Source organism: Pseudomonas putida, from assembly GCF_016406145.1.
Lineage (GTDB): Bacteria > Pseudomonadota > Gammaproteobacteria > Pseudomonadales > Pseudomonadaceae > Aquipseudomonas > Aquipseudomonas putida_E.
Genome location: NZ_CP066306.1, coordinates 3185303 through 3201069 on the forward strand (window position 1 = coordinate 3185303; position 15767 = coordinate 3201069).

The following is a 15767-nucleotide window of genomic DNA, read 5'->3' on the forward strand; positions in this document are numbered from 1 at the left end:
AACAAAGCAGGGAGAACGCGATGACCGCGCACGCTCATACCTCGGCAACGGCCCATGTTCTGGCCGAGGTCCGCAACCAGATTGGCCACCTCACCCTCAACCGCCCCAGTGGCCTCAATGCCCTGACCCTCGACATGGTGCGCAGCCTGCGCCACCACCTGGACCGCTGGGCCGATGACCCGCAGGTACAGGCGGTAGTGCTGCGCGGCGAAGGCCCCAAAGGCTTTTGCGCCGGCGGCGACATCCGCTCGCTGCATGACAGCTACAAGGCTGGTGACACGCTGCACGAAGACTTCTTCGTCGAGGAATATGCCCTGGACCTGGCGATCCACCGCTACCGCAAACCTGTGCTGGTGCTGATGGACGGTTTCACCCTCGGTGGCGGCATGGGCCTGGCCCAGGGCTGCGACCTGCGTATCGTCACCGAGCGCAGCCGGCTGGGGATGCCCGAAGTCGGCATCGGCTATTTCCCCGACGTTGGCGGTAGCTACTTCCTCTCGCGTATTCCCGGGGAGCTGGGCACCTATCTGGGCGTCAGTGGCGCGCAGATCCAGGCGGCCGATGCGCTTTATTGCGGGCTGGCTGACTGGTATCTGCCAAGCGAAAAACTCGCTGAACTGGATAAAGGCCTCGACCAACTGGACTTCGGCGCCCATGCGCTCAAGGCCCTGCAGGGTCTGCTGGCCAGGCTGGGCAGCCAGGTACTGGACGACGCGCCGCTGGAAAAGCTGCGCCCGGTCATCGACCACTTCTTCGCCCAGCCTGATATGGCAGCAATCATCGAGCAACTGCGGGCAGTCAGCATCGGCGACAGCCACCAATGGGCGCTGGCCACCGCCGACCAGCTGGAAAGCCGCTCGCCACTGGCCATGGCGGTTACCCTGGAGATGTTGCGCCGCGGCCGTCACCTGCCGCTGGAAGCGTGCTTCGCCATGGAGCTGCACCTTGACCGCCAGTGGTTCCAGCACGGCGACATCATCGAAGGCGTGCGCGCCCTGATCATCGACAAGGACAAGCAGCCACGCTGGAACCCGCCGACCCTGGCGGGCCTGCAACGCCAACGCGTCGACCAATTCTTCGAAGGCCTGTGAGCCGGGGAGTACACAGATGCAAGACCTGGAACTGAGCGAAGAGCAGATCATGATCCGCGACATGGCCCGGGACTTCGCCCGCGGCGAGATCGCCCCGCATGCCCAGGCCTGGGAAAAAGCCGGCTGGATCGATGACGGCGTGGTGCGCAAGATGGGTGAGCTGGGCCTCTTGGGCATGGTCGTGCCGGAAGAGTTCGGCGGCAGCTACACCGATTACGTGGCCTATGCCCTGGCCGTCGAGGAAATTTCCGCAGGCTGTGGCGCAACCGGTGCGATGATGAGCATCCACAATTCGGTGGGCTGCGGCCCGCTGCTGGCCTATGGCACGCCCGAGCAGCAGCAGGCATGGCTGCCGCGCCTGGCCAGCGGTGAAGTGATCGGCTGCTTCTGCCTGACCGAGCCGCAGGCCGGCTCCGAAGCGCACAACCTGCGCACCCGTGCCGAGTTGATCGACGGCCAATGGGTGATCAATGGCGCCAAGCAGTTCGTCAGTAACGCCCGCCGCGCGGGCCTGGCGATCGTCTTTGCCGTGACCGATCCGGAGCTGGGCAAGAAAGGCCTCTCGGCATTCCTGGTACCCACCGACAACCCGGGGTTCAAGGTCGATCGCAGCGAGCACAAGATGGGTATCCGCGCATCCGACACCTGCGCCGTGACCTTCGACAATTGCTGCATCCCCGCCGCCAACCTGCTGGGTGAGCGTGGCAAGGGCCTGGCCATTGCCTTGTCCAACCTCGAAGGCGGGCGTATCGGCATCGCAGCCCAGGCCCTGGGCATCGCCCGTGCCGCCTTCGAGGCTGCGCTGGTCTATTCCCGCGACCGCGTGCAGTTCGGCAAACCGATCAACGAGCACCAGAGCATCGCCAACCTGCTGGCCGACATGCAGGTACAGGTCAATGCCGCACGGCTGCTGGTTCTGCATGCCGCACGCCTACGCAGCGCAGGCAGACCCTGCCTGTCGGAGGCGTCACAGGCCAAGCTGTTCGCATCGGAGATGGCCGAACGGGTGTGCTCGATGGCGATCCAGGTGCATGGCGGCTATGGCTACCTGGAAGATTACCCGGTTGAGCGCTATTACCGTGACGCACGCATCACGCAGATCTATGAAGGGTCGAGCGAAATCCAGCGGATGTTGATCGCCAGGGAGCTGAAGCACTATCCGTTGTGATGTTCCTCGCTGAGGCCCACAGGTAAAGCCCTGCCGCCAGGCTGGCAGGGCTCTTGTGGGAGCAACTGGCTTGCCAGCGATTACGCCCGTCAAGTCAGCGCCGTTGCTTGAAGGTCTGCGAAGGCAGCTGCCCAAAACGCTCGCGGTAGGTCTCGGAAAAACGCCCCAGGTGCAGGAAGCCGTAATCCATCGCCAGTTCCGTCACACTGCGCACCGCGCAACTGCCATCGCTCAGGCACGCATGCACCCGCTCCAGTTTGCGTTGGCGTACGTACTGTTTGGGTGTGGTGCCCAAGTGGCGATCGAACAACGCATACAATGAACGCACACTCATGCAAGCCTGTTCAGCGAGCGTCTCGGCTGCCAGCTCCAGTTTGAGGTTGCGGTCGATGTAGTCGAGGATCCGCTCCAGGCTGGCCCCCGGCGTAGCCAGGCTTTCCCGGCGGATGTTGGTGCTCATCAGCGTCAACAGCTTGCTGGCGACGATCTGGCTGTAGTGCCCCTGCACCCGCGGCAGCGAATCACTCACCTCGGCCTCATGGCAGACCATGGCCAGCAGGTTGACGAAACCATCCAGCTCTTCGAGCCGATAGTGGTTGCGCAAAAACCGTACCCCTCCCTCAGGCCGGTGCCAGCGCTGCTCCTCGCAGATCGAGTCGAGCATGTGCGTCGGTACCTTGAGAATGAACTTCTCGCAGTCTTCGGAATAGGTAAGGTCCACCGGGTCGTCGGGGTTGATCAGCAGCAGCTCGCCCGGCACCAGGTGATGCTCGCGCTGTTGCCCGCGCCACAGGCAGTTGCCGTTAAGCAGCACCTGCAGGTGATAGATGGTTTCCAGGGCCGGTGAGGTGACCCGCACGCTGCCACCGTAACTGATGCGGCACAGGTCGAGTTCGGCGAACTTGCGGTGGCTGAGGCTGGCCTGCGGATGGGTGCTGCGCGACAGGCCGATGCAGTGCTGGCCCACATGACGGTTGACGTAATCGGACACCGCATAAGGATCGGCGTGATGGAACACGCTACTGCGCTCGCTCAGCAGGCGGCTTTCCATAGGCAAGGCACTCGGCATCGTTATTGTTCTGGGCGCCGCGCCCTACTGGCCTGGGGCCTGTGGTTGCGGTCGTTCACGGTCATTCTACCGGGCCGGGGTCAGGTTTCTAAAGGCAGCTGACCGCCGGTGGCTTGGTCCCACACTAAGCAAAAGATGGGGGTTGGGCAATGAGATGTTCGGATTGGCCGGGCGGCTATCGGACAGGCACAAGCAGCGCTTGGGCGGTTATCGAACGAAACAGCTTGCAACCAACCTGCACGACCATCCGGTTACTTTTCCGACACCAGAACCTGCGGATCTGTTAAAAACCCCGCATGCCCACTTACTTCCTCACCCACCTGCGCCGTCGCTGGCTCACCTGGCTGTGCGCCACCTTCCTGGTTGTCGGCCTGCCAGCCGGCTGCACCGTGCTGCAGCACAAGGAACGCGAACTGGTGTTCCGGATCGAGCCAGGCCAGGCCAGCTGGTTCCGCGGCCTGCCCAGTGGCGTGCAGGAACTGGACCTGCGCCCACGCAGCTTCGCCGCCAACCAGAGCCTGCACGCCTGGTGGTGGCCGGCCCGCCGCGCCGATGCGCCGGCCATCCTCTACCTGCACGGCGTACGCTGGAACCTCACCGGCCAGCTGTTTCGCATCGAACAGCTGCATGCCATGGGGTATTCGGTGCTGGCCGTGGATTACCGAGGCTTCGGCCAAAGCCGCGGCGGCCTGCCGTCGGAGGCGACAGTTTACGAAGACGCGCGCATTGCCTGGGAGCGTTTTGCCCAACTGCAACCCGATGCGGGCAAACGCCTGATCTTTGGCCACTCACTGGGCGGCGCAGTGGCGGTGGAGCTGGCTGCCGACCTTTCGCGCCAGGCGCAGAAAGGCGGCGGTACAGCACCGGCGCGGGGGTTGATCCTGGAGTCGACCTTCACTTCACTGGGGGATGTCGCCGCTGCCGTGGCCGATACCACCCTCCCGGTGCGCTGGTTGCTGTCGCAGAAATTCGATTCGCTGGACAAGATCAAGGACGTCGGCCTGCCACTGCTGCTGGTACACGGGCTGGACGATCGTTTCGTGCCGCCGCGTTTCAGCCAGCAATTGTTTGAAGCGGCGCAGGAGCCCAAAACCTTGTTGCTGGTACCAGGGGCCAGCCACAACAACAGCATGAGCCGCGCCGGCCAGCGCTATCAGCGTGCGATTCAGGCGTTGCTGTGACGGGTTTCACTGCACCGGCAGGAAATTCATCAGCAACAGGCTTTGCGCGTAGTTGAGCCCGATCCGCCGGTAGCGCTCATCCAACAGTTGCGCCAGCAAATCCAGCCGCGCGACGATCTTGCCGAACTCCACCGCAAAACTCAGGTTGCTGCCCTCCTCCGAAATCTCGTTGGAAAATAACAGCAATACCCCATTGGCATCCTGGCGCTGGCTGAGCATCCAGGTAGCCTTTTCGATGTTGCGAGCGGCGTTGTTGACGAACAAAGGGTCGATGGTGTCCGTCATGTAGAACTCGGTTCGCCCACCGTGCGCGGTAATCAGCATGCTGCCGATGGCGTAGATGAAGGCACCGACCCGGTCACCGCGAAACTCGGGGCTAAGCGCGTAACTCAAGGCAGCGAGGTCGCGACGGTTGCCCAACTGTGCCAAGGGTTGCCGCTGTTCGATGGCGATGCGGATCTGCCGCTCTGCAGTGGCGGCATCGAGGTAACCGGACATTTTCCACTGGCTGGGGTTGCGCAGGTACAGCTTGTTCATCAGCAGGAACAGGCTCTGCAGGTTGTCGCGCATGGCCAGCGTCGCCATGCGGTCGACACTGGTCTGGAACAGCTCGCTGGGCTTGCCGTTGCCGAACTGGCTGACGATGTCCTGGCCTTGCTGCTGGGTGCAGGCGCCCAGGCAGACCAGTGTGCCTGCCAGCAGCAGGCGCGGGAAGAATACGGGTTTGCTTGCAACCATCGGCACCGGGTCGAAATCGGCGGCCGCGCCGGGGATCGGCGCGGCCTGGCCAAGCATAGAGCCCGCAAACCGGAAAAAGTGCGATAGAGGGGTGACCGCAAGTCAGTGCGCCTGTTCGCCGGCTTGCTCAGGTCTACGAGGCTGGCGCCCATGCTCCCCTGCAAGCAACGATTACAGGGCGTGGCGCAGCATCTGCACCACTTGAGCGTGCAGTACCGGATCACCACACGCCACCACACAGCCGCCGTGCTGTGCCGAACTGCCATCCCAAGCGGTGATTACCCCGCCCGCCCCTTCGATGATCGGCATCAGCGCCTGCACGTCATACGGTTGCAGGCTCGCTTCGACAATCACATCGACAAACCCCGAGGCCAGCATGCAGTAGGCGTAGCAATCGCCGCCATAGCGCATCAGCCGCGCCTTGTCAGCCACGGCCTGGAACGCAGCCTTGCGCTCTGGGGTATCGAACATGTCTGGCGTCGTGCACATCAAGGTTGCCGCCGCCAGGTCTGCACAGGCGCGGGTCTTCAATGGCGTGCCGCTGCGCCACGCGCCTTCGGGGGTACCGACGAAACGCTCACCGGTGAAAGGTTGGTTCATCACCCCCAGCACGGGGCGGGTACCATCGTTCAGGGCGATCAGCGTGCCCCACAGTGGCAGGCCGGTGATGAAGGCGCGGGTGCCATCGATGGGGTCGAGCACCCAGGTCAATGGGCTGCTGCCGATTGCCACCCCCTGCTCTTCGCCAAGAATGCCGTGTTCCGGGTAACGCGCCTGGATCAGCGTGCGCATGGCGTCTTCGGCAGCCTTGTCGGCCACGGTCACCGGGTCGTACAGGCGCCCGCCCTTGTCCTCGACGTCCAGGCTGGCACGAAAGTACGGCTGGATCGCGGCTGCAGCGGCATCGGCCAACTGCTCGGCGAAGGCGCGGAATTCGCCGGTCTGTTCAGCACTCAGGGACATGAAACGGGCCTCGTGAAATGATGGGGCTGGCATCATACCCGACAAACCCTTTGGCGGTAGACGCCTGCGCATTCGCGGGCAAGCCCGCTGCCGCCTAGACTGAACAGACCAGATCAACAGGCATGAACCGGGGGGCTGCCCACACGTGGAGGTGTGCGATGAGCCAGTTCAAGCGTTTGTTAGTCATGCTCGGCCCGCAGATGCGTTATACACCCGCGCTGCAGCGCGCGGCGGCATTGGCCGAATCCAGCGGTGCCCTGCTGGATATCAATGTCTTCGTCGACGATGTCGACACCTTTGGCCTGATGAGCGACGGCCGTGAACGCGAGCGGCTACTCGCCGACAACCGCCAATGGCTGGCCGACGCCACCGAGCAATTGCGCGATGACGGCCTGGACGTGTCCACCGAACTGCTGCTCACCCGTGATCCGCTGGGCAGCGTAATCGAGCGCATCGAGCAGTTGGGCTGTGATTTGCTGATCAAGGATGTACAGCACGAACCAGTGCTCAAGCGCCTGTTGGTCACACCGCTGGACTGGCAACTGCTCAAGGACAGCCCGGTGGCCGTTCACCTGGTCAGTGACATTCGCCTGCCGCTGCCCCGGCAAATCGCCGTCGCCGTCGACCTCAACAGCCACGGTGCGGGCGAACACCTGGACGAGCAGGTGATCCACTGCGCACATGCCCTGGCCCTGCAGTGCAACGCCGAACTGCACCTGTTGCATGTGTGCGATGCGGCCAGAACCCATCTCGCCGACTTCGGCGCCGGCACGGTGACCATGCCCGGTTTCGAGGGCAGTGTGCGCACCGCACAACGGGCAGCGTTCAATCGCCTCGGTGACCATCACCAGATCCCGCTGGAACGCCGACACTTTCTGGAAGGTGCTGCGATTCGGGCGATTGCCCAGTTCGTCAGCCACAGCCGGGTCGATGTGATCGTGATGGGCAACCACCGGCATGACGCCATGCAGACGTTCCTGGGTGGGACCACGGCGCATGTGCTGGAGCATCCACTGTGCAATGTGCTGGCGGTCAAAGGGGTGCGTTGAGGCATCGGCTGAGACTTTTTGGGCTGTCGGATTGATCGCCGTCTGCGCGGTGATTGATCTGACAGCCCGAATCAATCGCACGACCAGCATCAAACTGGCACTCCCGCGCCACTTAAAAATAATGCATTTGATAATGATTCGTAGTAATTTCGCGGCGTATCAATCCCCTTCCTAGCGCCCTACTTCAGGATCGTACCGTCGATGCGTCGCACGTTCGTTTCGCTTTGTGTACTACATGCTGTTTCCCCGTTGGCTTTCGCCGAGTCCGAGTCACTCGGCAACCCCGCCCAGATCGAACTCCAGGCCCTGAACATTAGCGGTACCGCCGACAGCGAACGTGCCGATGGGCCGGTCGAGGGCTACAAAGCCAGTCGTTCGGCCAGTGCCACGCGCACAGACACCGCGCTGCACGAAATACCGCAGTCGATCAGCGTCGTACCCAAGGATGTACTCGAAGACACCGGTGCCACGCGGCTGCAGGACGGCCTGGACTACGCAGGCGGCGTTGGCCGCGCCAACAACTTTGGCGGCCAGGGCCTGACCACTTTCACGGTGCGCGGTTTCACCACGGGCGAGTTCTACCGCAACGGCTTCCCAATCAACCGTGGCTACCCGAACGCCCCCGATGCCAACAGTGTGGAGCGGCTGGAAGTGATCCGCGGCCCGGCCACCAGCCTCTATGGCCGTGGCGACCCGGGCGGGACCTTCAACGTGGTCAGCAAGCAGCCACTGGCGGACCCCAAAGTGACGCTTGGCAGCCAGCTCGACGACCAGGGCATGCACCGGGCAACGCTAGATGCCACCGGGCCGCTCAATGAAGATGGCTCACTCGCCTACCGCCTGAACGTGCTGGGTGAAGGTGGTGATAGCTTCCGCGACGATGTCGAAAGCGAACGCTACGACGTTGCGCCCGTGCTCAGCTGGCAGGTCAATGACGCCACGAAGATCGTCTTCGAGGGCGACTTCATGCGCAACAACCACCCGCTGGACCGGGGCCTTACCCGCCTGCCCGGCCAGCGCGGCACCGCCTCGCGTGACACCAATATCTGGGAAAAAGGCAGCGACAACCTGCTGCACAACGACAACAACATGGCGCAGTTGCGCTTCGAGCACGCGCTCAGCGATGACTGGACCTTGGGCGGCGGCATGCAGTGGCTGGACGGCTCACTCAAGGGCAACGCCGTGGAAGCCAATGCTTTGCAGGCCGATGGCCGCACCCTGGGGCGCAACTTCAACTACCGCAAGCTCGAATGGACCGACCGTGACTACCAGCTCAACCTGACCGGCCACTTCGAAACGGGCGGCTTGGCCCACACCCTGCTGACCGGCATCGAATATGAAGACTACGACTACAGCTCGATCATTCAACGTTCGGCCGCCGGTGCCGGCGCCTATCCGATCGACATCTTCGACCCGGTGCTGGGCCAGCCCCGCCCTGCCCTGACCCGCACGACTACCCACGACAAGGAAAACCTCAAGACCTGGGCCGCCTTCATTCAGGACCAGGTCGCCCTGACCGAGCGCCTGAAGGCACTGGCCGGGGTGCGCTTCGAGCGTTACGAGCATGACTACGACAACAAGCTGAACAATGCAGGCGACTTCAGCAAGGGTGAAAACGGCGTCACGCCTCGTTTCGGCCTGCTGTATGACCTCACCGACACGCTTGCCGTTTACGCCAACACCGCCCGCTCGTTCAAGCCCAACAGTGGCGCCAGCCTGCAAGGCAGTGGTTTCGACCCGGAGAAAGGCAAGTCGTATGAGTTGGGTGTGAAGTGGGAAGCGCCCGATCGCCAGCTAAGCATCGACGCAGCTGCGTACCACATCGTCAAGGAAAACGTGCTGACCCGCGACCCCAATGACCCTTCCGGTACCTACAGCATCGCCGCCGGTGAGGTGCGCAGCCGCGGGCTGGACATCAACATTGCCGGCAACCTCACCCCTGAGTGGCGTGTGATCGGTGGCTATGCCTATGTCGACGCCGAAGTCACTCAGGACAACACGGTGCCCACCGGCACGCGCCTGGCGAACATCCCGCGCAACAGCTTCAGCCTGCTGAACACCTATGAGTTTCAGGATGGTCTGGCCAAGGGCCTGGGGCTGGGGGTTGGGGTGAAGTACATCGATGACCGTGCCGGGCAGACCGCCGCGACGACTTACACCATGGCGAGCTACAGCGTGGTCGACCTGCACAGCTTCTACAAGGTCAACGAGCATGTACGGCTGAACCTGGACGTGAAGAACGTGTTCAACAAGGGCTATGACGAAGGGGCGTTCAACACTTACGTGTACCCGGGTGCACCACGCACGGTGCAAGCCGGGGTTTCCTACACCTTCTGAATGGCCGGGGCCGCTGGTGCGGCCCGCAGTTTCAGAACGCCTTGCTGTAGAACAGCGAGTAGGACTCGATGCCGTCGTTCGGCTGTTTGATACCGGCGTTGGAGTAGTGCATGGCACGGATGCCGACTTTCTGCTCGCCCGGCAACTTCAGGCCGAAACCGATGCGGTCCTCGAAATTGACCGACGAACCCAGGTGCTGATCGCCGACATCGGTCTTGGAAAATGCTGCCAGGCCGATGCCTGCCTCGATGTACGGAGTGTAGGTAAAGCCACTGAATTCGTAGGTGAACACCGGGCTGAACGACAGCGAGTGGGCTCCGCTGGCCTCGCCACCTTCCCAGTAGGTGTAGGCCGCATCCCAGTAACCGGTCACGAAGCCGGTGCTGCTTTGCAGCCATTTCTTGTCCCAGTCGAAGGCCAGGCCGATGCGGTAGGTCATGTCGCCTTGGCTGGTGGCGCCCACGGCACCGGACACTTGCGCGGCCTGGGCCAGATTGGCACCGGCAAAGGCCAATGCGGCGGCCGCCAGCATAGTGGCAAAACGGGGTTTCATTGATGACATCTCCTGATGGTCTACACGGGCAAGCGGGGGCTTGTTGCCCCTCGATTTTTACGGTGAACGGTGCATCCAACCGGTCACACGAGGTAATACTTTTCTGATTATTGTCCAAGTAATCAAAAAGTTGGAAGTAAATTGCCACTAATGGCTAATGTGCGGCCCGTCTCAGCCAGCGCGCCGCTCCTCAAGCAGCTTGACGAACATGCTCAAGCTGCGCGAAACGGTACCCCGGCGCCACACCAGCCAGGTCTTGAGGTAGCGGAAATCCTCCGACATCGGCCAGGCGCAAACCGTGCTGCAGCCAGGCATGTTGTCGAGCATGCTGCGCGGCAACATGGCCAGGCCAGCACCGGCGCTGACGCAGGCGAGCATGCCGTGGTAGGACTCCATCTCGTGGATCTTGCCCGGCACCGCCTGGTCCTGGACGAACCAGTTCTCGAAATGATGGCGGTACGAGCAGTTGGCACGGAAGGCGTAGATGCTCGCACCGTTGACGTCCTGCGCACGGGTTACCGGGGCGTGGTTGAGCGGCGAGATGATCACCATCTCCTCCTCGAATACTGGCATGCCTTCGAGCGTGGGGTGCAACAACGGGCCATCGACGAATGCTGCCACCAGGCGCCCGGACAGCACGCCTTCAAGCATGGTCCCCGACGGCCCGGTGGAAAGGTCCAGGTCGACTTTCGGGTAACGCTGGTTATAGGCGGCCAGCAATGCCGGTATGCGCACTGCTGCGGTGCTCTCCAGCGAACCCAGGGCGAAGGTGCCTTGCGGGTCTTCGCCCGCAACCGTCAACCGGGCCTCGTGCACCAGGTCGAGAATGCGCCGGGTGTATTCGAGGAAATTCCAGCCAGCCGGCGACAGGCGCAGGCGGCTTTTCTCACGGATGAACAGCTCGACCCCCAGGTCCTCCTCCAGCTGCTTGATGCGTGTGGTCAGGTTAGACGGCACCCGATGAATATGCTGGGCGGCGGCGCTGATGCTGCCCTGTTCGGCCACCGCCTTGAAGATCTCCAATTGGACCAGATCCACAGTCATTCTCCAAACGTGAATGTTTCGCTCATTATTATTCAGTTTTCATTAAACCCCTAGCCCACTAGTCTGGCCTCACTGATGAACAACAACGAGTGTGCAGCCATGAGCCAGATCAGCAGCCTGACCCACGCCATCTCCATCGACCCGCACAGCGGCGAGCAGATCGGCAGCTACCCTTTCGACACCGACGCCGCACTGGAAGCGGCGCTGCAACGTGCCAAGGCTGGCTATCGCCAGTGGCGCCAGGTGTCGCTGGGTCAGCGCAGCGAGTACCTGCTTGCCCTGGCCGACACACTTGAGGCCAAAGCCGAAACGTTCGCGCAGATGATCAGCCGCGAAATCGGCAAGCCGATCAGCCAGGCCCGAGGTGAAGTGAGCAAGTGCGTCGGCCTGTGCCGGTGGTACGCCGAGCACGGCCCGGCGATGCTTGCGGCTGAGCCGACCCAGGTCGAAAAAGCGCGTATCGAATACCGCCCGCTGGGCCCGATCCTGGCCGTGATGCCGTGGAACTTCCCGATCTGGCAGGTGCTGCGTGGCGCCGTACCGGCGATCCTGGCCGGCAATACCTATGTGCTCAAGCATGCGCCGAACGTCATGGGCAGCGCCTATCTGATGGGCGACTTGTTCAAGGATGCGGGCTTGCCCGATGGTGTGTTCGAGGTGCTCAACGTGACCCCGGACGGTGTCACCCGCGCCATCAACGACCCGCGCATCGCTGCCGTGACATTGACCGGCAGCGTGCGTGCCGGCATGGCCATCGGCGCCCAGGCCGGTGCCGCGCTGAAGAAGTGCGTGCTCGAGCTGGGAGGCTCCGACCCGTTCATCGTCCTGGCAGACGCCGACCTGGATGCTGCGGTCAAAGCCGCCGTGGTCGGCCGCTACCAGAACACCGGTCAGGTCTGCGCCGCGGCCAAGCGCCTGATCGTGGAAGAGAGCATCGTCGAGGCATTCACACGCAAGTTCGTCGAGGCGACGCGCCAGTTGAAGGTCGGCAACCCGCTGGAAGATGACACCTACATCGGCCCGATGGCGCGCTACGACCTGCGCGACGAGCTCGATGGCCAGGTCCAGGCGACACTTGCCGAGGGCGCCACCCTGCTGTTGGGCGGCAACAAGGTCGAAGGCGTGGGCAACTTCTATGCACCGACCGTGTTCGGCAACGTCACCGCGGACATGACCGCGTTCAAGCAGGAACTGTTCGGCCCCGTGGCTGCGATCATCACTGCCCGCGATGCCGAACATGCGGTGGAGCTGGCCAACGACAGCGAATTCGGCCTGGCATCGACCATCTACACCGCAGACTATGCCTTGGCCGAGCGCATGACGGCAGCACTGGACACCGGTGGGGTGTTCATCAACGGTTATTGCGCTTCTGACCCCCGCGTGGCCTTCGGTGGGGTGAAGAAGAGTGGTTTCGGGCGTGAGCTGTCGCATTTTGGGGTGCGCGAGTTCACCAACGCCCAAACCGTGTGGCTGGATCGCAACTGATTTCGTGAGCCGGGGCTGCTTTGCAGCCCAATCGCCGGCAAGCCGGCTCCCACAGTGACCGTGCTGCCCGTACGGTTTTCAAAGCTGGCAGCAATTGCTGTGGGAGCCGGCTTGCCGGCGATTGGGCCGCGCAGCGGCCCCGGCACGCTCAATCGCGGACCTGGTCCTTGACCCAGTCCAGCATCCCCCCCGGCACGATCAGCTCGTGCCGCGCCCGCGAACATGCGGTGTACAGCCCCGCCAGCATCCTTGCCCGCTCGTTGCGATTGCCGGCCGTTACCGGCGCAACCATCAGCTCCGGCGAGACCATTACACGGGCAAACTCCATGTTCTTCACATCGCGTACGCGGCCAAGGAAAAGCTTGGGCGCCTTGTCCCAGCGGTAGCGGCTCTTGGCCTTGGCAAAGTGCTCCGGGGTGTAGCCCTTGCGTAGCATGTTGGCCACGGCAACGAACGCCTTGTCGTCCCCCTTGTCTTGCTCAAGGGCCTGCCAGCTTGGGTAACGGAACAGCATCGGGTGACGCGGCCGCGTGCCGTAACGGTACAACTCGATGCAATCCTCGACGAACAGCTCGAAATCCTTGCGTGCGCTTTGCAGCAGCACGAACGGCACACCCTGGTGGGTCAGGCGCTGGAACCAACCGAACAAACCCCACTCGTCATCGACGATCAACGCGGTGGGCTGCGCGGGTACCGTCACAGAGTCGAAGAAACTGACCCGCGTGTAATGCTCGGCACTGCCGCTGAAGGCTGCCTGGATGGCCGCCGGGTGCGCCTGGATCAACGGATTGAGCACGCTGTCCATGGCAGGCCCTGCGCGCAAGGAATGGTCGATGTAGCGTTGGCGGATGAAGCCGCCATGGTGAGGGCTCAAGCCATTGAGGTTCTGCAGCTCATCGCCCAAGGCAATGACTGATTGCGGGCTACGATCCAGCACGGCGACCATGGGTGCGGACAGCTCGTGGGCTTCATCGACTATCACATGGGTATAGCGGCTGTCGATCAGCTCGGCCGTCAGTGACAACAGCTTGACCCGGTGGTAATCGCGCACCGGCAACTGGATCTCGCGCGACGATGGGCGGATCAGTTCCTGCCAGTACAACCTGGCCTTTTCCAGCAGCACTTCCTGATCCAGCGGCGAGGTCCCCGGACCGGCCCAAGGCAAGTGATGCAGCTGCAACTGGCTGTCGCCACTGCGGCAGAAGCTGCGTACGGCCTTGATACACAGGGCGACCACATCCCGAGCGGCCAAGGGGCCGATATCGGGGATGGCCAGCCATTTCACCACCTGTGCCTCCTGCGGGCGCCACGACAACTTGGTCCGGTACGGGTCGCGCAGGCGCCAACCGTTACTGGTGAGGTCACGGTTGAGAATCTCGTCGGCCAGTTGGCCAAAGGTCATCGCCGTGTACGCCTCAGCATCCTTGACCCGCGCCCGCAGTGCCCTGAGCTGGCCTTCGGTGAGGGCCAACAGCAAGGTGCGTTGCGGGTCGAGCAGGCGCGCGAACTGGTGGATCAGGAAGGTTTTGCCGGTACCGGCGAACCCCTGCACCGCCACCGACTCGTCCACCCCGGACAAAAACTCGCGCAGCAGGCGGTTCTGCTGGTCGCTGAGCATGAGGTCGCTGGCCAACGACGGCAGGTACACCGGGTGCAATGGCGTGACCCTTTGCCGGTAGCTGTCGGCAAACTGGAAGTTCCACTGGCCTTCGTCGTCCTGAAATTCTTCTTCCGGATAGTCGACTTCGGGTGATACCAGCGCGACGCCGTTCTCACCCAGCATGCCGAGCCCCATGGCAAACGCCTCACGGTCAAAATGCTGCGCTACCTGGCCCTGAAAACGGCCAGGCGCCGCCGTTTCGACCTCATTGGCGATGCGCACGATTTCGGCGAAGCGGCGTTCCTGTGCGTCAGCCGAAACGCTGGCAGGCTGGCGCGGCAGGTTCTGCACGAACAGCACGGCGGCCGCCTGCAGCACGCTGGCGCTGGGAAAAAAGTCGGTGGCAGGGGCTGCGCTGGCGAGGCGCTCGGCCTGGTCGCTGGGCAAAGGCAGGTAGAACATCGGGACCTCGGGTGAACACTGCCGGGCACGATAGCAACTTTCCCGCAGGAATGCTGGGTTTAACCGCGAACCGGCCGGCCCCGCTTGAGCGTCTCGCTGGGCAGTTCCCGGAACAACTGCCGATAGCTTTCGGAAAAGCGTCCCAAATGCCAGAACGACCAGCGCATGGCCACCTCGGCAACCGTCACCTCGCCACCGCGCAACAGATCGCGCCGTGCCCCATTGAGCCGGCGAAGCCGCAGCCAATGGGCCGGCGGCATACCGGTGAAGGCCTTGAATGCCTGCTGCAGCTGGCGCAGGGAAACGCCGGCAACGTCCGCCAACTCCAGCAGGTTAAGGGTTTCTTCGGGGCAGTCGGCAGCCCACTCACTGACCCGCTGCATGATCGCCCGCTCCTCTCCCCGCCGCCCCAGCGCTCCGCCCTGCAGCTGCTGGCAGGCGTTGTCCAGGATGAACAGGCAGTCTTCCAGCAACTGTTCGGCCAACGCTTGCCCCGCAAGTGGACAATCGGCTTCCCCCAGTCGTGTCAGGGTAGCGCTGAGCCAACTGCCGAACAGCGCATTCTGGCCGCTGCCCAGCGGCACCATGAACAAGCCGTCAAGGCGCTGCGGGTCGAGGGCGTGGCTGGCCAGGAAGGCCTGGTCGAACACCACCGCCACTTCCTGGTAGTTCTCCGGTGTGATCCAGATATTGCGGCTCTGTTCGTTGAGCAGGTACAGGCTGTTCTCACTGCGGTCGAAGCAGAACGCCAATGCGCCGCTGGGGGCACGGAAAAACTGCTCGACCCGCGTGTTGAGGCGCTCTTCGTACACCTGTACGCCATCCAGGCCCAGGCAACGCAGCTGGCCACTGAAGTGGCCGGGCGACATCTGCCGGTACTGCTGCTGCCAACCGGGGGTGGCGCGCACCTGCTCGGTCACATCGCTGGTTTGGAAGGCCTGGACCTGCAAGGCATTGGGCGTTGTCACGCTGCGTCCTAATTGCACTCTTTTGGTGCATTCATTGCCGAAGAAAGTGGATAGATTGC

13 protein-coding genes are annotated in these 15767 nt (G+C 63.0%); 6 read left to right on the plus strand and 7 right to left on the minus strand.

All coding sequences use genetic code 11. The annotated features are described in order from the left end of the window. The first annotated feature begins 20 nt into the window (after positions 1-20). Both JET17_RS14625 and JET17_RS14630 read left to right on the plus strand, forming a co-directional pair. Entirely contained in the window at positions 21-1091 is a 1071-nt protein-coding gene (locus tag JET17_RS14625) for an enoyl-CoA hydratase/isomerase family protein (protein ID WP_012314734.1), read from the plus strand. A 16-nt stretch (positions 1092-1107) separates the two neighbouring features. Beyond that, positions 1108-2259, plus strand: coding sequence for an acyl-CoA dehydrogenase family protein (locus tag JET17_RS14630; RefSeq protein ID WP_012314735.1), 1152 nt, complete (start codon positions 1108-1110; stop codon positions 2257-2259). Positions 2260-2353: 94 nt separating this feature from the next. Here JET17_RS14630 and JET17_RS14635 read toward each other — a convergent pair whose 3' ends face one another. Continuing rightward, complete coding sequence (locus JET17_RS14635) at positions 2354-3310, minus strand: helix-turn-helix transcriptional regulator (protein WP_012314736.1); 957 nt, start codon at positions 3308-3310, stop codon at positions 2354-2356. Positions 3311-3624: 314 nt separating this feature from the next. Between JET17_RS14635 and JET17_RS14640 the strand changes: the two genes are divergently transcribed. Next, complete coding sequence (locus JET17_RS14640; RefSeq protein WP_012314737.1) at positions 3625-4509, plus strand: alpha/beta hydrolase; 885 nt, start codon at positions 3625-3627, stop codon at positions 4507-4509. A 6-nt stretch (positions 4510-4515) separates the two neighbouring features. Here JET17_RS14640 and JET17_RS14645 read toward each other — a convergent pair whose 3' ends face one another. Then, complete coding sequence (locus JET17_RS14645; protein WP_042112015.1) at positions 4516-5247, minus strand: hypothetical protein; 732 nt, start codon at positions 5245-5247, stop codon at positions 4516-4518. A 171-nt stretch (positions 5248-5418) separates the two neighbouring features. Beyond that, positions 5419-6210: a histidinol-phosphatase gene (gene hisN, locus JET17_RS14650; protein WP_012314739.1), complete on the minus strand. Its 792-nt coding sequence runs from the start codon at positions 6208-6210 to the stop codon at positions 5419-5421. A gap of 158 nt (positions 6211-6368) precedes the next feature. Between hisN and JET17_RS14655 the strand changes: the two genes are divergently transcribed. Both JET17_RS14655 and JET17_RS14660 read left to right on the plus strand, forming a co-directional pair. After that, positions 6369-7259 (plus strand): universal stress protein, encoded by an 891-nt coding sequence (locus tag JET17_RS14655; protein WP_012314740.1) that lies wholly within the window; start codon positions 6369-6371, stop codon positions 7257-7259. Between the two features lie 201 nt (positions 7260-7460). Next, a complete protein-coding gene (locus JET17_RS14660) occupies positions 7461-9596 on the plus strand; it encodes a TonB-dependent siderophore receptor (RefSeq protein ID WP_012314741.1) in 2136 nt (711 codons plus the stop codon). A gap of 31 nt (positions 9597-9627) precedes the next feature. On the opposite strand, the gene JET17_RS14665 is transcribed toward JET17_RS14660, so the two are convergent. Next, a complete protein-coding gene (locus tag JET17_RS14665; RefSeq protein WP_012314742.1) occupies positions 9628-10149 on the minus strand; it encodes an acyloxyacyl hydrolase in 522 nt (173 codons plus the stop codon). Positions 10150-10320: 171 nt separating this feature from the next. Next, the gene (ptrR, locus tag JET17_RS14670; RefSeq protein WP_012314743.1) at positions 10321-11187 is read right to left on the minus strand and encodes a putrescine utilization regulator PtrR; all 867 of its coding nucleotides are present in this window, start codon (positions 11185-11187) and stop codon (positions 10321-10323) included. Positions 11188-11292: 105 nt separating this feature from the next. Here ptrR and JET17_RS14675 point away from each other — a divergent pair, with 105 nt between their 5' ends. After that, positions 11293-12678, plus strand: coding sequence for an aldehyde dehydrogenase family protein (locus JET17_RS14675; protein ID WP_012314744.1), 1386 nt, complete (start codon positions 11293-11295; stop codon positions 12676-12678). Positions 12679-12826: 148 nt separating this feature from the next. Here the strand turns inward: JET17_RS14675 and JET17_RS14680 are convergent, their stop codons facing one another. Both JET17_RS14680 and JET17_RS14685 read right to left on the minus strand, forming a co-directional pair. Then, complete coding sequence (locus tag JET17_RS14680; RefSeq protein ID WP_012314745.1) at positions 12827-14740, minus strand: AAA family ATPase; 1914 nt, start codon at positions 14738-14740, stop codon at positions 12827-12829. Between the two features lie 59 nt (positions 14741-14799). Further along, positions 14800-15708 (minus strand): helix-turn-helix domain-containing protein, encoded by a 909-nt coding sequence (locus JET17_RS14685; RefSeq protein WP_012314746.1) that lies wholly within the window; start codon positions 15706-15708, stop codon positions 14800-14802. Positions 15709-15767: the final 59 nt, after the last annotated feature.